Source organism: Bradyrhizobium sp. 930_D9_N1_4, assembly GCF_052076015.1.
GTDB lineage: Bacteria > Pseudomonadota > Alphaproteobacteria > Rhizobiales > Xanthobacteraceae > Bradyrhizobium.
Genome location: NZ_CP197236.1, coordinates 6,462,574 through 6,480,846 on the forward strand (window position 1 = coordinate 6,462,574; position 18,273 = coordinate 6,480,846).

An 18,273-nucleotide genomic window follows, 5' to 3' on the forward strand; every position below is an offset into this window, starting at 1 on the left:
GAGCCAACCCGCAGGGCCAGCTCGCCCGGCCCTACGCCAAATCGTCAATCATCTGGTATACGTTCCGCGACAATGATCGCCGAATCTCCCCGCTCCCCCCTTCGCCTGCTCGCCCGGTTGGTCCCGGTGCTGGTGGTTGGCTGGCTGTGCCTCTGGGCGAGCCCTGCCGCCGCCGATTTCCGGCTTTGCAACAACACCTCGAGCCGGGTCGGCATCGCGCTCGGCTACAAGGACGCCGAGGGCTGGACCACCGAGGGCTGGTGGAACATCTCGTCCCGTTCCTGCGAGACCCTGCTGCGGGGAACGCTGGTGGCCCGCTACTATTACATCTACGCGATCGACTACGACCGCGGCGGCGAATGGTCGGGCCAGGCCTTCATGTGCACGCGCGACAAGGAATTCACCATCCGCGGCACCGAGGACTGCCTGGCGCGCGGCTATGACCGGACCGGCTATTTCGAGGTCGACACCGGCGAGCAGCGCGCCTGGACGGTGCAGCTCACCGATGCCAACGAGCAGCCGTCACAGCAACAGCGCGTACCCGGCCTGCCGGGCCCGGTGGGCCCTGGCGGTGGCGTTCCGGGTTTGCCCAATAGTCCGCCCGGTGGTACGCCGCCCGCCGGTCCTGGTCTCCCGCCAGCCCCTCTGCCACCGTCTGGAAATAAGCCATGAGGCGTCTTCGCCGTATCAAGATTCTCGCGACCCTGGGACCTGCCTCTTCGGACCTCGCGATGATCCGCCGCCTGTTCGAGGCCGGCGCCGACCTGTTCCGCATCAACATGAGCCACACCCCGCACGACAAGATGCGGGAGCTGGTGGCGACGATCCGCAATGTCGAATCGAGCTACGGCCGTCCGATCGGCATCCTGGTCGATCTGCAAGGCCCCAAGCTGAGACTCGGTGCCTTCGCCGAAGGCGCGGTGCAGCTCCAGAACGGCCAGACCTTCACGCTCGATGCCGACAAGACGCCGGGCGATGCCACGCGCGTCAACCTTCCGCATCCGGAAATCCTGGCGGCGCTGCGGCCCGGCCATTCGCTGCTGCTCGACGACGGCAAGGTGCGGCTGATCGCGGAGGAGACCTCGAAGGAGCACGCGGTGACGCGTGTCGTGGTCGGCGGCCGGATGTCGGACCGCAAGGGCGTCAGCCTGCCCGACACCGATCTGCCGGTCTCGGCGATGACGCCGAAGGACCGCGCCGACCTCGAGGCTGCGCTGGTCACCGGCGTCGACTGGATCGCGCTGTCTTTCGTGCAGCGCGCCGACGACGTGCTCGAAGCCAAGAAGATGATCCGCGGCCGCGCCGCCGTGATGGCCAAAATCGAGAAGCCGCAGGCGATCGACCGCCTCGCCGACATCATCGAGGCCTCCGACGCGCTGATGGTGGCGCGCGGCGACCTCGGCGTCGAACTGCCGCTCGAGCGCGTGCCGAGCCTCCAGAAGCAGATGACGCGCATGGCGCGCCGCGCCGGCAAGCCGGTGGTGGTCGCAACGCAAATGCTGGAATCGATGATCCAGTCGCCGGTGCCGACCCGCGCCGAAGTCTCCGACGTCGCCACCGCCGTCTACGAAGGCGCCGACGCCATCATGCTGTCGGCGGAATCGGCGGCCGGCAAATTCCCGGTCGAGGCCGTCTCGACCATGAACCGCATCGGCGAGGAGGTCGAGCGCGACCCGACGTATCGTTCCGTGCTCACCGCTCAGCGCCCGCCGCCCGAAGCCACCGCAGGCGACGCGATCGCCGATGCCGCGCGACAGGTCGCCGAGACGCTCGACCTGCCCGCCTTGATCTGCTGGACCAGCTCCGGCTCGACCGCCGCACGCGTCGCACGCGAGCGGCCGAAGCCGCCGATCGTGGCGATCACGCCGAACATCAACGCCGGACGCCGGCTCGCGGTGGTCTGGGGCGTGCATTGCGTGGTGGCGGACGATGCGCGCGATCAGGATGACATGGTGAGCCGCGCCGGCCAGATCGCCTTCCGTGACGGGTTCGTCCGCGCCGGCCAGCGCGTGATCATCGTCGCCGGCGTGCCGCTCGGCATTCCCGGCACCACCAACATGCTGCGCATTGCGTCCGTCGGCCCCGAGGGCGACGCGGATATTTGAGGCGCGCCCGATCGCGTCCAAAACAAAAATGTCGAAAACAACCCCATGCACAGTAGCAGGAGGTCTCGGCCGATCTGCGTGGGTGTCGTGAAAAGGCATGCTCAGGCAATGGCCTGAGCACGGCCAGGTCTCCACCTCGGCCGCGCCCCGCTCTTTCAGGCTCCGACCAGCGCCTTCGCCGTCGGCAGCAGCGTCTGCTGCACCACCAGCCCGCGGGCGCGGGCGTCCATGACACCGACGGCACGCAGCGCCAGCAGGGTCACGGTCTGCACGGCATCGCGCATCCGGGCGGGATCTTCGAGATTGTCGGGCGCGAGCGGACCCACAAGCGCCTCATGCAACGCGCCAAGCAGCGCGGTGGCGGCAAGCGCGGTATCCTGCGCCGGCAAATGGCCGGCCCGCACGGCGGCATCGATCCGCGCCGCCATCTCGCCCGCGATCTCGCGGCGGCTGGCAAGACGGGAGGCGCTGACATCCACGTCGACGGGCTCGGCCAGGATGCCCCAGGCCAGCCTGCGCTGCGACAGCGTATGGACCGCCACGGTGGTCACCGCGGCGGCCAGCGCCGAGGACGGTCCCGGCGCGGCATCGGCAGCCCGGCGGATCGCGGCGAGCTCGTCGCGCGACACTTCGGCAATCAGTTCGGAGATCAGCTCGGCCTTGGACGGAAAGTAACGGTAGACCGTACCCGCAGCGACGCTGGCCCGAATGGCGACCGGCGCGATCTGCACCGCCGCCATCCCGCCTTCCGCCGCCGCCTCCCGCGCCGCCGCCAGTATCGCACTGCGCCTGGCCGCAAGGCGCTTAACCACTTGATGCGTCCGCCGATAAACCATGGCGCGCTTCCTGTCCCACACGCTTGCCGCACGCCCGCGGCTGAACGCTTCGTCACTGCAAAGAGATGCAAATCGCCCCGCAAGGACTGAACAACTATTCAGAGTGGATGACAAGATGCAAATGCGTGGAGCGTCACGGCGAACGGACGGGTGCGCCATGCCGGGCGATGCGGGCACAGATACGACGAAGTTCGGCTTGGTGGTTTGCCGCACGAAAGGTGCGCTCCCTCTCCCGCTTGCGGGGGAGGGCTGGGGTGGGGGTGTCTCCGCGACGGGACAATCCCCCAGAGGAAAGAACCCCACCCGGCGCTTCGCGCCGACCTCCCCGGCTAGCGGGAGAGGTGCACCGAGTTCGCGGCCGCTCCAGTGATTCAACCATTCGCGTTGGCAGCGCCAAACGACGGCTGTGGCAACGCCACCACCCAAAAGAAAAGAGCCCCGCCGAGGACGGGGCTCTCGAAACTCTCAGATCGTCCGGTCTTACTTGAGGCTGGACGAGATCGAGCCGAACTTGGTGTTCAGCGTGCTGCCGAGGTTGTTGACGACGGTGATGATCGCCAGCGCGATGCCGGCAGCGATCAGGCCGTATTCGATGGCGGTGGCGCCGGATTCGTCATTCATGAAACGCGAAACGAGGTTCTTCATAGACTGCTCCCAAAGAGTACACGAGGCTTACAAATGGTGTGGTCTTCGGCTTCCCAGCGCCGCCCAACCATGGAACCGAACGTAGACGCAAAGAATTGCGCCGCAGTTAATTCGACTGCGTAAACACGAAGCGGATTGCACGTATTCGACGATGGTAAAGGAGAAATAAAAACAATCCGTTAAATTGCAGGCGTCCGCGTCCATGCTGCGGGGCGCGATTTACTCGAAGTTATGACCGCGCGTGGTCGAATGCCGTCCGCTCGGAAGAACAATCAGAACGACGAGGCGGCATGTCCCTTTCCTTTGCCAACAGCACCGTGGTGCAGAGCCGCGCGCGCGCACTGGTGCCGCTCTGCGTCGGTGCCGGCGTCTATCTGTTTTTCTTCTTCGTCGGCGACACGCTGCTTCAGGACTCCGACTCGTTCTGGCAGATCAAGATCGGGCAATGGATCCTCGATCACGGCGCCCTCCCCTACACGGACCTCTATTCCTTCACGCGCACCGGCGAGCCCTGGATCTCGACGTCGTGGCTGTCGCAGGTTCTGTTCGCCTTCTCCTACGCGCAATGGGGCTGGGCTGGCCCCGTGATCCTCACCGCGACCGGGATGGCGCTCACGGCCGCGATCTTCGTCTATCTGCTCGATGCACAGATCGAAGTGCCGCACGCGGTGCTGTTCGCGATGCTGGCACTGCTGCTGGGGCTGCATCACGTGCTGGCGCGCCCGCATATTCTGGCGCTGCCCGTCATGGTGGCGTGGGTCGGCCTGATGATGGCGGCTGCGGACCGTCGAAGCGCGCCGTCCTGGACCTGGCTGCCGTTGATGGCGCTCTGGGCGAATCTGCATGGCGGCTTCGTGCTGGGCCTCGCGCTGATCGGCCCGATTGCGCTCGAAGCGGTCGAGCATGCCGAAAAAGGGCAGCGGCTGCGGCTGTTCATGCGCTGGGTGCTGTTCGGCATCGGCGCGCTGATCGCCAGTTGCTGCACGCCCTACGGCTGGCGGACGCTAATGGGCGCGACCAACATCCTCAACCTCGGCGAACTGCTCACGCTGATCTTCGAATGGATGCCGGCGAATTTTGCGACCTTCACCGCGTTCGAAGGCGCCCTGCTCGGCCTGATCGCGCTCGGCTATTATCGCGGCATCGTGCTCTCGGCGCCCCGGATCTTCCTGATCCTGTTCCTGACCTGGAGCGCGCTGACCCATGTCAGGAGCATCGAGGCCTTTGCCTTCCTGGTGCCGCTGGTGCTGGCAAAGCCGCTCGGCAAGACATTCGCGCGTCAGACATTCGCGCGTCCGCAAAGCGACGCTGGCGACGTCGACCGATGGCCGGCCCGCACTGTCACGGCACTCGGCGCGTTGATGATCGTTGCTGCGGCCTGGACCTCGACCTCGCTCTACATGGGCCACCACCGCTTCACTTTCACAATGGGGCAGACGCCGGTTGCGGCGGCCGACCTGATCGAGAAGCTTGGAGTGAAGCGCGTCTTCAACGCGTACCAGTTCGGCGGCTACCTGATCTCGCGCGACATCCCCGTCTATGTCGACGGCCGCGCCGAGCTCTACGGCGAGAAATTCGTGATGGACTTCTTCAAGGCGACGGAGGGCAAGAAGCCCGAGCTGCTGCCGCGCCTGCTCGACGCGCACAAGATCGACGCGACGATCCTGGTCGCCGACGCCCCGGGCCCGCAGATCCTCGACCAGCTCAAGGGCTGGAAGCGGATCTATACGGATGACATCGCGGTGGTGCATGTGCGGGAGAAGGCGGACGGGGCGACGGCGAAGTGAGGACACGACTTTAGAGCCGGTCCTTGTAGAATATGCAGCTGCCCGCCAGGAGGTTTGAAGCCGACTTGAGCATGTGCTCCCGTGGCTTCGCCGTTTGATCTTGAGCGGGCGGAAAATCCCCGAACAAGCTCCCTCAACTGAGGCAATTACCAACCGCCCTTCGAGCGCTGGCACGCGCGCCGAGAAACTTCGAGAGACGTCACAATTTAACATTGCAGACCAGCTTGCAGCCGCTCATTATGGACGGCAAGCACCATCGCGCGCCTCAATGGGGAAGCTCTGATGTGGAAAGCAATTGGCGAAGCACTTCAAAAGCTGATTGAGAGCCCGCAATCGCTTCTGATCGTCGCGGGCATCGTTCTCGTGGCACTCGGAGCCGCTGGAGGGATCACCTATAACAATTGGTTTCCAATCCAGCAGCAATGGGCTCAGATTTTTGTGAGCATAGTTGGATTGCTCCTGGCGTTGATCGGCGCATTTCTTGTTTTGGTTCCGCCGCGCTCGGCGACGCCGTATGGAATCTCCATCACCTTTCCAACCACAAACGCGCTGGTCGGCAAGACGAATGTGTCCGGCACAATTCGGAAGCATCCACCGAAAGGGTATGCGCTTTGGATTCTGCGGATTTATCCGACCGGCGAATACGTGCCACTCAGAAAGGTTGATTTGCCCAAGGGCAAAACAACTTGGGATGCGCTTGATTGCGATGTCGGTGGCCCGCCTGGAGAACCTCGGAGATTAGGAGCCTATTTGCTGGGCCCATCCTCTCAAGTGATGTTTGGGTATTGGCGGGATGCCGTGGACCGTCACAATCGCCTGGTCGACGAGCTGAATGTGCCTCGGGAACGGAAGGACAGATGGCTGCCCGCATTTAAAGAGTTTCCCGAGGACATGATCCGGTGCGACACCGTAAATGTTATAGCTTCGTGATGCTTATCGATCGAATACCGGCGCTCACCGGCGGGTTCGTGGAGCGAGTGAGTGCCTTTCCGGCTGGACGCGATTCCAAACGACATCAATCGAATATCTCTTGATATATATAGACCAATTGGTCTATATATTCTTGATGCCTAGCCAAACCCCAGTGCAGTCGCCCCGTGGCCGTCCCCGGACCTTCGACATGGACGCCGCGGTCGAACGCGCGATGAACGCGTTCTGGTCGCACGGCTATCACGCGACCGCGCTGCCGGACCTGCTTCACGCCACAAAACTCTCGCGCGGCAGCCTCTACGCGGCGTTCGGCGACAAGCACTCGCTGTTCCTGCGCGCGCTCGATCGCTACATTGCGGATGCCGTGACGCGGATGGATGTCGAACTCGCTCCCGGCAAGGATTCGATCGAGGGCCTGCGGACCTACCTCTCCGGTTACGTCGAGCGCACGAGCGGGGCCAACGGCCGGCGTGGATGCCTGCTGGTGGCCACGGCGATGGAGCTGGCCGGCCAGGATGCCGACGTCGCGCGCCGCGTTGCGGGCTTCTTCAAGGCCATGGAGACCCGCGTGGCGGATGCACTGTCCCGTGCGAAGATTGCAGGAAAGCTGGCCGAGGGTGTCGATCCCGCAAGTGCCGCCAAAATTCTCGTCTGCTTCGTCGAAGGGTTGCGCGTGGTCGGCAAGACGGCGCCTCCGCGGGCCACGTCGCAAGCTGTCGCTGACGCGCTGCTCGATCGCTTCATCAAATAGGCAACGCCAGCAGGTCAACAACCATGATCACCTCCGTCATCGACTGGCCGATATATGGACTGATCGGTCTTGAAAAGAAGACGCCATGACTGCGATCCAGATCGTCTGCGCCGTGGCCGTGCCCCTGCTCTGGGGCTATCAGTTCGTGGTCATCAAGCTCGGCGTTGCCGAGTTTCCGCCGCTTTTCTTCCTCGCGCTGCGTTTCCTCGCCATCGCCCTGCTGCTCGTTCCGTTCGTCAGACGGCCGACGCGCGCGCAGCTCGGCCCGGTCGCTGCGATTTCGCTCTTTCTCGGCGGCCTGAATTTCGGGCTGTTCTATGTCGGCCTCGGGCTCGGCTCGGGAAGCCTGTCGGCCGTCGCCTATCAGCTCGCGACGCCTTTCACCGTGCTGTTGGCCTGGCCGCTGCTTGGCGAGCGGCCGTCTCTCACCACCTCCGCCGGCGTGCTGCTCGCCTTCGCCGGCGTGGTCGTGCTGGCGGCGGGACCGGGCCTGTCGGCCAACATGCTTCCGCTGCTGCTCGTGGTCGGCGCCGCCTTCGCGTTCGCGGTGTCCAACGTCCTGACGAAACGCCATGGCCCGTTCGATCCACTGATGTTGATGGGGTGGTCGTCGCTGTTCACCGTGCCGCAGGTCCTGGTGATGTCGCTGCTGCTCGAACATGGGCAAGCGGCGAGCCTTGCGACGGCGGACGGACGCGGCTGGCTGGCGCTTGCCTACACGATCTTCATCGGCGGAATTTTGGGGTTCGGGCTCTGGTTCTGGCTGATCGGGCGCTGCTCCATGAGCCGCGTCGCGCCCTTCGGCCTGCTGCTGCCGGTGTTCGCATTGATGTCGAGCGTGCTGTTCCTCGGCGAGCGCATGACCCCGAAGCTGATCGCCGGCGGGCTGCTCGCGACCTCGGGCGTCGCGCTGACGCAGGTCAGATCGAAGCGACCTACGTTCGCTACATCCGTAACGTCTTAAGAGGTGACGCGTTATAGTTGCCATGCGGTAATGCCCTGTCGTCGAACAGGGCTACTCATCATGATGTTTCGCAATTTGATCATCGCGCTTGTCGTCACGGTCTCGCTCGGCGCAGCGCAGGCGGCACCGCGATGGCTGAACCTGCCGCCGACGCCGACCTTGCCCAAGGCGACCCAAAGCGGTCTCGCGCCGGTCAACGGGGTGAAGATCTGGTACGCCGTCTACGGCCGCGGCGAGCCCGTCATCCTGCTGCATGGCGGCCTCGCCAACGCGAACTACTGGGGCCACCAGGTCCGCGCGCTGCAACGGCACTATCAGGTCGTCGTCATGGAAAGCCGCGGGCACGGCCGCAGCAGCCGCAATCAGGAGCCCTATGGCTACGATCTGATGGCCGCGGACGTGGTCGGGTTGCTCGATCATCTGAAGATCAGGAAGGCCGCGATCGTCGGCTGGAGCGACGGCGCCATCATCGGCCTCGACATCGCGATGAAACACCCGGAGCGCGTGACCAGGCTGTTCGCTTTCGCCGCGAATTCGGATCCGTCAGGCGTTGCGGATATCGCGACGAGCGACGTGTTCAACGCCTACATCGCGAGGGCCGGCGAGGAATACAAGCGCCTGTCGCCGACCCCGACCGACTACAAGAACTTCGTCTCGGACATTACGAAGATGTGGGAGAGCCAGCCGAAATGGACGGCGGCGGATCTCGCGGGCGTCAAGGTCCCGACCTGGATCGTGGACGGCGACCATGACGAGGCGATCAAGCGCGAGAACACCGCGTTCATGGCGGCGAGCATTCCCGACGCCGGCCTGCTGATCCAGCCGGAGGTCAGCCACTTCTCGTTCTTGCAGGACCCCGAGCAGTTCAACGACGATGTGCTGCGGTTTCTGGGGCGTGGCAGAGCGGCGACGAAGTGAGAATATCGTAGGGTGAGCAAAGCGCTTGTCTCGCCGTAGCTCGAAGAGCGAAGGCGGAAGCGTGCCCACCACTTCAGTGGCGACGGCCGAGAGATCGTGGGCACGGCGCTTTGCGCCTTTGCCCACCCTACGAGATCGGGCGACGTGGTTAGAGCCCAGCTGCATTAACATCGTCATTGCGAGCGCAGCGAAGCAATCCAGAGTCTTTCCGCAGAGACAGCCTGGATTGCTTCGCTGCGCTCGCAATGACGGAGTTTGCGGTTCAGCGCCCTATCCTCTCATGTCCCGGACGCGCTGCGGCACGCAGTGACGCTGCGCAGAGCCGGGACCCAGCGAAGTGGCACAGGGGAATGCGGAGAGATGGGCCCCGGCTCTGCGGAGCGGCACTTCGCGCCGCACCGCGTCCGGGGCACGAGAGCCATCAACATCAGCCAACAAAAAACGCGGCGTTGCCGCCGCGTTTTTCAATTTCGTCCGTCGCCCGGCGATCACGCCTGCGGCTGCGGCTCCAGGCCGGGGTCCGTGTCGGGACGCGGGCGCGACTTGCCGGCCGGGGGCACGGCGGAGGCGCGCGGCGTGGTCGGCTCGAGCACGGACTCGCGGTTGGGCTTCTTGCCCTTGAGCAGGTCGATGATCTCGTCACCGCTGAGCGTTTCGAACTCGAGCAGGCCCTTGGCCAGGGCTTCGAGGTCGGCGCGCTTCTCGGTCAGAATGCGCGTCGCTTCGTTGTAGCCTTCTTCCACGAAGCGGCGGATCTCGGAGTCGATCTTCTGAACGGTGGCTTCAGAGGCGTTCTGCGTGCGAGAGACCGACATGCCGAGGAAGACCTCGTCCTGGTTCTCGCCGTAGGACACCGTGCCGAGCTCTTCCGACAGGCCCCAGCGCGTCACCATCATGCGCGCCAGACGCGTGGCCTGCTCGATGTCGGAGGACGCGCCCGAGGTCACCTTCTCGCGGCCGAAGATCAGCTCTTCGGCGACGCGGCCACCCATCATGATGGCGAGGCGCGAGGTCATCTGCTCCAGGGACATCGACAGCTTGTCGCGCTCGGGGAGCTGCATGACCATGCCGAGCGCACGTCCGCGCGGAATGATGGTCGCCTTGTGGATCGGATCGGTCGCGACGACGTTGAGGCCGACGATGGCGTGACCGCCTTCGTGATAGGCCGTCAACAGCTTCTCTTCCTCGGTCATGACGAGCGACTTGCGCTCGGCGCCCATCATCACCTTGTCTTTTGCTTCCTCGAACTCGGACTGGGTCACCATGCGCTTGTTACGGCGCGCGGCGGTCAGGGCGGCTTCGTTGACGAGGTTCATCAGGTCGGCGCCGGAGAATCCGGGCGTGCCGCGCGCGATGGTCTTGAGGTTGATATCCGGCGCCAGCGGCACCTTGCGGACGTGAACCCTGAGGATCTGCTCGCGGCCGACGACGTCGGGGTTCGGCACCACGACCTGACGGTCGAAGCGGCCGGGACGCAGCAGCGCGGGATCGAGCACGTCGGGACGGTTGGTCGCGGCGATCAGGATCACGCCCTCGTTCGCCTCGAAGCCGTCCATCTCGACCAGCAGCTGGTTCAGCGTCTGCTCGCGCTCGTCGTTGCCGCCGCCGAGACCGGCGCCACGGTGACGACCGACCGCGTCGATTTCGTCGATGAAGATGATGCAGGGCGCGTTTTTCTTCGCCTGCTCGAACATGTCACGCACACGGGAGGCGCCGACGCCGACGAACATCTCGACGAAGTCAGAACCCGAGATGGTGAAGAACGGCACGTTGGCTTCGCCCGCGACCGCACGCGCGATCAGGGTCTTGCCGGTGCCGGGAGGGCCGACCAGCAGCACGCCGCGCGGAATGCGGCCGCCGAGGCGCTGGAATTTGCCGGGGTCGCGCAGGAATTCGACGATCTCCTGCAGGTCCTGCTTGGCTTCGTCCACGCCGGCGACGTCCTCGAAGGTGACGCGGCCATGCGCTTCGGTGAGCATCTTCGCACGCGACTTGCCGAAGCCCATCGCCTTGCCGGCACCACCCTGCATCTGGCGGGACAGGAAGATCCAGACGCCGATAAGCGCGATGAACGGCAGCCAGGAGACCAGCAGCGAGACGAACCACGGCACGTTGTCGCCGGGCGGCTTCGCGGTGATCTGGACCTTGCTGTCATAGAGGCGCTTCACCAGCGTCGGGTCGCTCGGCGCATAGGTCTGGAAGCTCGAGCCGTTGGTGAAGGTGCCGTGGATATCAGGCCCCTGGATCACGACGTCGCGCACATTCCCGCGGTCAACTTCGCTCAGGAGCTGGGAGAAGGCGATGTCCTGCGAGGACGCGCGCTGACCCGGATTCTGGAAGAGCGTGAACAACGCCAACAGCAGCAAGACAATGATGACCCAGAGGGCGAAATTGCGCAGATTGGCGTTCATCGATCTTCCTTCGTGGTCGCGCGGATCGCGGCCTGATCCTTGGGTCGTTTATTGGGGTCGCTTATTTGGGTAGCTCTTTGGGTCGTGCGAGGAAATCCCCAAGGAATCCTCTCGGTTTGACCCGTACAATCTAGGTGCCGCCCCGGTCGCTGCCAAGGGAACGAGATGGGACTATTTATCCCATCTTAGAGCGATTCCCGCTGAAATAATGGCGACCTGGCCGGGGTTTTTCCTGCCTAGTTAAGATGTCCTGACGCGACACATCGCAAATGGCCGGTGTCATGATCCGCCTCTGGACCGGCGAGCCGGCGCAGCCGTGATGTGGATACGCCCCCCGGCAAGGCTGATCAAGGCTCCCGCAAGGGTCTGCTTCAGGATCGCACGGCCATTTGCGGCTGCGCGGGGAGTTGCGGCGATGGCCTGATCGAGCGCGGCCAGCAGGGACTCGACCTTGCCGAGTTCCGCAGGGCCTTCGTGGCCGAGGGAATTGACCGCTCGCAACAGCAACCGCAGCCGGACCTCCTCCGGAAGGAGGGCAAAGGCCTCAGCCTCGAAGAAAGTCTGGGCCTCGAAGCGGCGGCCACCCGCCTGCGGCGCATCGCCGCGTGTCCGCAGTTGAAGGAAGCGCTCGGCGCCATCGGTCATCACCTCGACCGCCGCATTGGCGCGCGACAGCCTGGCTGCGAGCCGCGCAAGGCTCCTGCTGTCGCCACCCTCGGCGGCGAGCTGCGGCAGCAGCGCGCGCAGCCGCGGCCGGGTGAAACGCATGTCGCGGTTGGTGGGATCGTCGGCAAAGCCCAATCCGGCCCGCTTCAAGGTTGCGATCAACTGCGATTTCGGAACGTCGAGCAGCGGCCGTGTCAGCACGATGCCGTCGCGCTCCGTGACACGCGCCATCGCCGAGAGCCCGGCAAGGCCGCTGCCCCGGAGCATGCGCATCAGCAGGGTCTCGGCCTGGTCGTCGCGGGTGTGGGCGGTCAGCACATGGCTCGCGCCGGCGGCGCGCGCGGCCTGCGCAAGCAGGCGGTAACGGGCTTCGCGCGCCGCGGCAGGCAATCCCGTCTTCGGCTTGGCGTCGCGCCAGCGCAAAGTCCGATGGGTGAGGCCGAGCCCGGTGGCGAGCCGCTTGACCTCGCGCGCCTCGCGGGCGGCCTCGGGACGCAGGCCGTGATCGACGGTGACGACGAGAAGACGAGGGCCGCGTGCAAAACTGCGCTGCCAGCGCGCGGCGAGCCACATCAGGGCGACCGAGTCGGGCCCGCCGGACACGGCGAGCACCAGTGCGGGCGCGCTTCGGAGCCCGGCGAAGAGCTGCTTCGCCGCGCGCGCCGAGATCGGTGAATTGTCGTCGTCTGACATGACGCTGCAATCGTCCGCGGAGGGACAGACTGTTTAGCGCAGCACGATCCGTCTTGTCAGCGGATCAGCACTTCCCCCGCTTCTGCTCGCGATCGACCGCGGCTTTGACGCCGGCCGACGCACGCGGATATTTGCGGCCGACTTCGCCGAAGGCGGCGCAGGCGGCTTCCTTCTCCTTCAGCGCGGCCAGCGACTGGCCGAGCCGCAGCAGGGCATCCGGCGCCTTGGCCGATTTGTCGTACTTTGTGGTGACGGCGAGGAAGGCTTCCGCGGAGTCACGATATTGCTGGCGCTGGAAGTAGCTTTCGCCGAGCCAGTATTGCGCGTCGCCGAGCAGCGGATCGCTCGGATATTTCTGCGAAAAATTCTTCATGGTCTGCTCGGCCAGCGCGTAGTCCTTGCGCTGCATGTAGCCGATGCCGAGGTCGAACTCGTCGCGCGGCGTGGCCGAGGGCGGCAGCGTCGTCAGGCCAGTGCCACCCGATGGTGCGGCATTACCCTGTTGGGCCGGCGGATAGGCCGGCTGCACGGGTGCCGCGGCTTGCGGGTAGCGCGCGCCGTTGTTGGAAAGATCGAGCGGCTCGCCATAGCCACGGCCGCCGGGCGCGCCGGCCTGACCGGCACCGGCCGGCATCGGCTGCTGCCCGCCACCGAGCGCGCGCGGCGCGCCGGGTGCATTCGGGTTCTGGCTCGGGTCGAAGGAATCGCCACGGCGGCGCGTGCCGGGCGCACCCGGTGCCGGCTGCTCCTGAACGATCGGCGCGGGCGCGGCGGCCTGCGGCTGCTCGTAATTCGGCTGGGCCTGCTGCTGCTGGCGATAGCCCGGCGCAATCTGGGCCGGTGCGAGCTGGGCCGGCGGCATCGCCGCGACATTGGGTGCCTGCCCGGGCGCGCCTTGCGCGCCGCCCTCGAGCGCGCGCAACCGCTCTTCCAGCTGGCGGTTGCGATATTGCAGCTCTTCGTTCTGGCCGGTGAGCTGGCGCAGCTGGTTCTCCAGCCGCTCGATCCGCATCTCCGGATCGTCGTCCGTCTGCGCGAATGCGGGCGCGTAAAAAGAGAGCAGCGCGGCGATCGCCACGGTGCCGGTCATTGCCTTGAATTTCGATGACATCTTGCCCTGACGACGAAAGCGGCGTGGCGCGCGGCGGATCATCGGCCGCGGCACACAATGAGGAAGGAAGTACGCCAAAACCGTGCCGGCCACCAAGGGGTTTTCGGTCACGGATTGCTGAAACGAAACCGGCGCCCGAGAGGGCGCCGGCATATTCGGTTTCTGAAGATGAACGGCAGCTGACTGAGTGTCAGGAGCTCGCGTTCAGCACGGTGACGGCACGACGATTCTGCGACCAGCAGGAGATGTCGTTACAGACGGCGACCGGCCGCTCCTTGCCGTAGGAGATCGTGCGCATGCGGTTCGGATCGATGCCGCGCGAGGAGAGGAACGATTTCACCGACTGGGCGCGACGGGCGCCGAGCGCGATGTTGTATTCGCGGGTGCCGCGCTCGTCGGCGTGACCTTCGACGGTGAAGCTGTACTGGCGGTAGTTCTGGAGCCACTGTGCCTGCTTCTCCAGGGTCACCATGGCCTGCGGGGTCAGGTCGGTCTGGTCGCTCTCGAAGAACACGCGGTCGCCCACGTTCACGACGAAGTCCTGCTGACTACCAGGCGTCGCCGCGTTGGCCATCGCATCCGTCGCGGCATTCTTGTTGGCGCAGGCGCCCATCGACAGCGCAATCGCGACCACCGCAGCCAGCTTCAATCCCTGGAGGATACGCGTAGGATATTTCATTCCGGAGCCTCCACGCTCACGTTCGTCCACTGCTGTCCGGTCTACAGGGGGTTGGTTAAGCGAACGTTCCGTCAACCTTGATGGAACCTTGCCTCAGCCGGTCAAATGCCCCCAACCCGCGAAAAGCAACCGTCATGGTTAATGGGTTGTAAATGTGGCGCGAGGGTGAAGGCAAGCCGAACCGCGCAGCAAAAACACCTGCTTTTGCTGGAATCTTGAGCGCGAACGCCGATGCGGGATGAACGGAGGCCCGGCCGAAAGGCACGCGGCGGACTCGACGATGACGATGGGGAATCAGGCGTGAGCGGCGTCAGCCACCAGCACCGGCCGCTGCGGGACCTGGCGCTGGCCACCGCGCCCGAACAGCATCCGCCGCTCGAAGGCGGTGGACCGCATGATCGGATAGCGCTCGAACACTTTCTTGCGGAAGGTCGGGAAATCCGCCGCCATCAGCCCGAACGGCTTTGTCAGACCCGGAACCAGCCGAGGCTCGGCGATGGTCTCGTGCAGGAACACCCGGCGGTAGAAGGCCTGATGCTCGGGACGTACGATGGCAAGGCCGAGATCGGCGTTGAAGTGCTCGCAGGCCATGTAGGCGAGCCGGGTCGTCAGATACGGCAATTCCGGAACCCGCTTGACCTGGTCGGGATCGGCGACGAAGCGGGTGGGGTCGATCATGACCTCGCCGCGATCGAGCCGCGGCATCAGGATGTCGGGGAAGACGTCGGCCGAGGTGGACTCGCGCCATTCCGAGGTCAGCACGCTGATGCGCACCGAGCTGCAGAGCTGGCCGCGGAGATAGACGCCGAAGGTCCACGCGTTCGGCAGTTCGTCGTAGCGGTCGGTGACGCGGGCTTCCGCGGATTCCTTGACGGCGCCCTCACGCAGATAGGCGCGGTAGCGGAGGTTGTAGATTTCCTCCTTCTCCGCGGTCGTTTCCGCAAGATGATAATCGACGTCGGTGAGGAGCTCAGCTCCACGTCCAACAGCCGAAATGACAGATCTGGCTGAGGACTGCATTCCAACTCCTTACCCACCACTCACGCGTGCCCCAGGGGGCAATTCACACGGGACAACTTGCACGCGCGTGGCGATTTATTAACACCTCCTTAACAACGATGCAAAGCAATCGAGGGGATAGGGTTAACCTCCGTAGCACTACGGTGGCGCAGCAACAGTCTGAAATGATGGGGAGTTTCGGGATGTCGCCTCAGGCGAAGGAGCGCGAGCCGACGACCTGGAGCAGGCTCTCGCCGCGCCGTCCGTGCGAGGCGTTGAGGAGCTGGCGCATCCGCACGGCGGGCACCGGACGGCTGAACAGATAGCCCTGCGCTTCCGAGACGGTGCCGTCGGCGCTGATCAGCTCGAGCTGCTCGTTGGTCTCGATGCCTTCGACCACGACGGACATGCCGAGGTCGGCGGACAGGCGCGCCACGCCGCGCAGCAGCGTCAGCGGCCGGTCGGTGTCGATGCCCTCGAGGAAGGAGCGGTCGATCTTGACCTTCTGCATCGGGAAATTGTGCAGATAGCTGAGGCTCGAATAGCCGGTGCCGAAATCGTCCAGCGAGATGCGCACGCCGAGCGCATGCAGCTGCGAGAGGATGTCGTGGGTGAGCTGGGTGTTGCGCAGCAGCGACGACTCGGTGATCTCGATCTCCAGCCGGTGCGCCGGCAGGCCCGAAACCTCGAGCGCGTAGCGAATCTCGCTGAGCACGTCGCGCTGGTGGAATTGCTGCGGCGAGAAGTTGACGGCGACGCTGACGCCCTCCGGCCACTTCATGCATTCCATGCACGCGCGGCGCAGGATCCAGCGGCCGAGATCGACGATCAGGCCCATGTCCTCGGCGACCGGGATGATGTCGACCGGCGAGACCGTGCCGCGCACCGGATGATTCCAGCGCAGCAGCGCCTCGCAGGTGGTGATCTTGCCGGACTTGAGGTTGACCAGCGGCTGGTAGAACAGCTCGAACTCCTCGTTGGCGAGCGCCTTGCGCAGGTCGAGTTCGAGGATGCGGCGGGCCTCGACGGTCGCCGCCATCTCGTCGCGAAAAAAGCAGAAGGTGCCGCGGCCGTCGGCCTTGGCGCGGTAGAGCGCCATGTCGGCGTTCTTGAGCAGGGTGTCGGCGCTGACGTCGCCGTCCGGCGAGGTCAGCGCGATGCCGACGCTGGCGCCGATCTCGACCAAATGATTGTCGATGCGGTAGCGCTCGCTCAGGCGCTCGACGATGCGGCGGGCGAGGCTCGCGGCATCCTCGGGCGCGCTGATGTTCTGCTGGAACACGACGAACTCGTCGCCGCCGAAGCGGGCAACGAAATCTTCCGGCCGCAGCATCTCGCGCAGGCGGTTGGCGACCGCGCACAGAAGCTGGTCGCCGCAGGGATGGCCGAGCGTGTCGTTGACCTGCTTGAACTGGTCGAGGTCGACGAACAGCAGCGCGGAGAGCCGCTCGGCATGGTGCGCTTGCGCCAGCAGCCGGCCGATCTCGTCGCGGAAGCTGACGCGGTTGGGCAGCGCGGTGAGCTCGTCATAGCGGGCGAGATGGCTGATCCGGGCTTCGGCGTTGGTGCGCTCGGTGATGTCTTCGAGCAGCAGCACGGTGCCGCCGCCGGTCATCGGCTGGAACGTCCAGGCCAGCGTGCGGCAGCGCGAGGCATCCGGATCGGTGGTGACGATCTCGCAGATCCGCGCATGCGCGATCTCGGCCAGAATCTGGTTGCCGCTCTCCGCCGAGATGGAGCCCGCGGCGACGCAGGCCGACACGATATCGGCGGCGGTGGCGCCGCGCTTGACCAGGTCCTCGGGCAAGGCCATCAGCTCGCCGAAGCGGTGGTTCATCACCGCGAGACGGCCGTCGGCGCGAAACATGCACAGGCCATGCGGCATGTTGTTGAGCGCGGTATCGAACTGGCTCGCCAGCGCGGATTCGCGGAAGCTCGAGGTCAGCGCCTTGACGAAGATGGCGTGCAAAGTGAGGTTGATGTTCTTCAGCCCGATGAAGAAGAACACCAGCAGGATGGCGAGCCCGATGTGGTAGAAGCCGCCATGCAGCACGAGCGCAAGCGACATCGGGAAGCAAGCCAGCGCGATGTGCCACTGGATCATCTTGGGCTGGCCGTAATTGCGTGCGGCGCCGCCGGCGGTGTAGCCGATGCCGATGGCGACACAAAGCATGTCGGCAACCGCATCCTCGTTGAGATAGATGACGACGAAGGCCCATACGCCGAGCACCGCGGCGTAGCTGATCGCACCGAGCCAATAGCGCGGCTCCAGGTGGCGGGCCTCTGCAAATGACAGTGGGTGCGTGCGGTTTTCGTAGCTGCGCATCTGGAATGCGCGCGCGGTGCCGATGGCGATCAGCAGAAATGCGAGCGGCCACAGCCGGACATCGCCGGTCTTCAGCGCAGTCATGACCGCGGCCACGGCCGCGGAGGCCGAGCCCAGGAAGATCGCCCAGAAATTCTGAACCATAGAGTTGATGAGAGCGGCGTAGAGTATCGGCTCCAGCTCGTCTCGATCGCTCTGCTTCTGGTCGGCCAGCTGCATCGGCTTGTTACACGCGTCCTGTTTGGCGCGTACTTTTACCCAGCCGAGATGAAGCCTTTCTGAGGGAACATCGTTAAAGTCGAGTTGTTTTTCGGCAATAGCGAACTTGTTTCTGCTGAAATATCAAGAAACTAGGCAAGCGTTGCCGGGCACAAGGTGAAGGAAAGCTTGCCGTCCGCGCCAAACCCGAAAAAATCGGCATGATTTTTCGAAAACATCGCGCGTCCAAACGC

The 18,273-nt window shown here is 64.9% G+C and carries 15 protein-coding genes; 7 read left to right on the forward strand and 8 right to left on the reverse strand.

Features of this window, described 5'->3' with window-relative positions:
• Window positions 1-72 precede the first annotated feature (72 nt).
• Both AB7532_RS30765 and pyk read left to right on the forward strand, forming a co-directional pair.
• Window positions 73-672, forward strand: a complete 600-nt coding sequence (locus AB7532_RS30765) for a DUF1036 domain-containing protein (RefSeq protein WP_441238420.1) — start codon at window positions 73-75, stop codon at window positions 670-672.
• Window positions 669-2,105 (forward strand): pyruvate kinase, encoded by a 1,437-nt coding sequence (pyk, locus tag AB7532_RS30770; protein ID WP_441238421.1) that lies wholly within the window; start codon window positions 669-671, stop codon window positions 2,103-2,105. The genes AB7532_RS30765 and pyk overlap by 4 nt, the downstream gene beginning before the upstream one ends.
• Window positions 2,106-2,260: 155 nt before the next feature.
• On the opposite strand, the gene AB7532_RS30775 is transcribed toward pyk, so the two are convergent.
• Window positions 2,261-2,941 (reverse strand): TetR family transcriptional regulator, encoded by a 681-nt coding sequence (locus AB7532_RS30775; RefSeq protein ID WP_441238422.1) that lies wholly within the window; start codon window positions 2,939-2,941, stop codon window positions 2,261-2,263.
• A gap of 480 nt (window positions 2,942-3,421) precedes the next feature.
• Complete coding sequence (locus AB7532_RS30780) at window positions 3,422-3,586, reverse strand: Flp family type IVb pilin (RefSeq protein ID WP_441238423.1); 165 nt, start codon at window positions 3,584-3,586, stop codon at window positions 3,422-3,424.
• A gap of 290 nt (window positions 3,587-3,876) precedes the next feature.
• On the opposite strand from AB7532_RS30780, the gene AB7532_RS30785 reads away from it, so the two are divergent.
• The 5 genes from AB7532_RS30785 to AB7532_RS30805 all read left to right on the forward strand — a co-directional run bounded on the left by AB7532_RS30785 (window position 3,877) and on the right by AB7532_RS30805 (window position 8,936).
• Window positions 3,877-5,373, forward strand: coding sequence for a hypothetical protein (locus AB7532_RS30785; protein WP_441238424.1), 1,497 nt, complete (start codon window positions 3,877-3,879; stop codon window positions 5,371-5,373).
• A gap of 282 nt (window positions 5,374-5,655) precedes the next feature.
• Entirely contained in the window at window positions 5,656-6,303 is a 648-nt protein-coding gene (locus AB7532_RS30790; protein WP_441238425.1) for a hypothetical protein, read from the forward strand.
• Window positions 6,304-6,493: 190 nt separating this feature from the next.
• Complete coding sequence (locus tag AB7532_RS30795; RefSeq protein ID WP_441238426.1) at window positions 6,494-7,054, forward strand: TetR/AcrR family transcriptional regulator; 561 nt, start codon at window positions 6,494-6,496, stop codon at window positions 7,052-7,054.
• An 85-nt stretch (window positions 7,055-7,139) separates the two neighbouring features.
• Window positions 7,140-8,018, forward strand: a complete 879-nt coding sequence (locus AB7532_RS30800) for a DMT family transporter (protein ID WP_441238427.1) — start codon at window positions 7,140-7,142, stop codon at window positions 8,016-8,018.
• 60 nt (window positions 8,019-8,078) lie between these two features.
• The gene (locus tag AB7532_RS30805; RefSeq protein WP_441238428.1) at window positions 8,079-8,936 is read left to right on the forward strand and encodes an alpha/beta fold hydrolase; all 858 of its coding nucleotides are present in this window, start codon (window positions 8,079-8,081) and stop codon (window positions 8,934-8,936) included.
• Window positions 8,937-9,424: 488 nt separating this feature from the next.
• On the opposite strand, the gene ftsH is transcribed toward AB7532_RS30805, so the two are convergent.
• From ftsH to AB7532_RS30835, 6 genes are all read right to left on the reverse strand, one after another.
• Window positions 9,425-11,347: an ATP-dependent zinc metalloprotease FtsH gene (ftsH, locus tag AB7532_RS30810; protein WP_441238429.1), complete on the reverse strand. Its 1,923-nt coding sequence runs from the start codon at window positions 11,345-11,347 to the stop codon at window positions 9,425-9,427.
• 279 nt (window positions 11,348-11,626) lie between these two features.
• Complete coding sequence (gene tilS / locus AB7532_RS30815; RefSeq protein WP_441238430.1) at window positions 11,627-12,706, reverse strand: tRNA lysidine(34) synthetase TilS; 1,080 nt, start codon at window positions 12,704-12,706, stop codon at window positions 11,627-11,629.
• A 64-nt stretch (window positions 12,707-12,770) separates the two neighbouring features.
• Window positions 12,771-13,817, reverse strand: a complete 1,047-nt coding sequence (gene ybgF / locus AB7532_RS30820; RefSeq protein ID WP_441238431.1) for a tol-pal system protein YbgF — start codon at window positions 13,815-13,817, stop codon at window positions 12,771-12,773.
• Window positions 13,818-14,007: 190 nt separating this feature from the next.
• Complete coding sequence (pal, locus tag AB7532_RS30825; RefSeq protein WP_441238432.1) at window positions 14,008-14,496, reverse strand: peptidoglycan-associated lipoprotein Pal; 489 nt, start codon at window positions 14,494-14,496, stop codon at window positions 14,008-14,010.
• A 294-nt stretch (window positions 14,497-14,790) separates the two neighbouring features.
• Window positions 14,791-15,516 carry an N-acyl amino acid synthase FeeM domain-containing protein gene (locus AB7532_RS30830; RefSeq protein WP_441238433.1) on the reverse strand — a complete coding sequence of 242 codons (726 nt, stop codon included), beginning with the start codon at window positions 15,514-15,516 and terminating at the stop codon, window positions 14,791-14,793.
• A gap of 190 nt (window positions 15,517-15,706) precedes the next feature.
• Complete coding sequence (locus tag AB7532_RS30835) at window positions 15,707-18,040, reverse strand: putative bifunctional diguanylate cyclase/phosphodiesterase (protein ID WP_441238434.1); 2,334 nt, start codon at window positions 18,038-18,040, stop codon at window positions 15,707-15,709.
• Window positions 18,041-18,273 lie beyond the last annotated feature (233 nt).

Bases quoted from the DNA above. Each gene is read 5' to 3' on its own strand.
- AB7532_RS30765 (WP_441238420.1), top strand. From the start codon at position 73: ATGATCGCCGAATCTCCCCGCTCCCCCCTTCGCCTGCTCGCCCGGTTG.
- pyk (WP_441238421.1), top strand. From the start codon at position 669: ATGAGGCGTCTTCGCCGTATCAAGATTCTCGCGACCCTGGGACCTGCC.
- AB7532_RS30775 (WP_441238422.1), bottom strand. From the start codon at position 2,941: ATGGTTTATCGGCGGACGCATCAAGTGGTTAAGCGCCTTGCGGCCAGG.
- AB7532_RS30780 (WP_441238423.1), bottom strand. From the start codon at position 3,586: ATGAAGAACCTCGTTTCGCGTTTCATGAATGACGAATCCGGCGCCACC.
- AB7532_RS30785 (WP_441238424.1), top strand. From the start codon at position 3,877: ATGTCCCTTTCCTTTGCCAACAGCACCGTGGTGCAGAGCCGCGCGCGC.
- AB7532_RS30790 (WP_441238425.1), top strand. From the start codon at position 5,656: ATGTGGAAAGCAATTGGCGAAGCACTTCAAAAGCTGATTGAGAGCCCG.
- AB7532_RS30795 (WP_441238426.1), top strand. From the start codon at position 6,494: ATGGACGCCGCGGTCGAACGCGCGATGAACGCGTTCTGGTCGCACGGC.
- AB7532_RS30800 (WP_441238427.1), top strand. From the start codon at position 7,140: ATGACTGCGATCCAGATCGTCTGCGCCGTGGCCGTGCCCCTGCTCTGG.
- AB7532_RS30805 (WP_441238428.1), top strand. From the start codon at position 8,079: ATGATGTTTCGCAATTTGATCATCGCGCTTGTCGTCACGGTCTCGCTC.
- ftsH (WP_441238429.1), bottom strand. From the start codon at position 11,347: ATGAACGCCAATCTGCGCAATTTCGCCCTCTGGGTCATCATTGTCTTG.
- tilS (WP_441238430.1), bottom strand. From the start codon at position 12,706: ATGTCAGACGACGACAATTCACCGATCTCGGCGCGCGCGGCGAAGCAG.
- ybgF (WP_441238431.1), bottom strand. From the start codon at position 13,817: ATGTCATCGAAATTCAAGGCAATGACCGGCACCGTGGCGATCGCCGCG.
- pal (WP_441238432.1), bottom strand. From the start codon at position 14,496: ATGAAATATCCTACGCGTATCCTCCAGGGATTGAAGCTGGCTGCGGTG.
- AB7532_RS30830 (WP_441238433.1), bottom strand. From the start codon at position 15,516: ATGCAGTCCTCAGCCAGATCTGTCATTTCGGCTGTTGGACGTGGAGCT.
- AB7532_RS30835 (WP_441238434.1), bottom strand. From the start codon at position 18,040: ATGCAGCTGGCCGACCAGAAGCAGAGCGATCGAGACGAGCTGGAGCCG.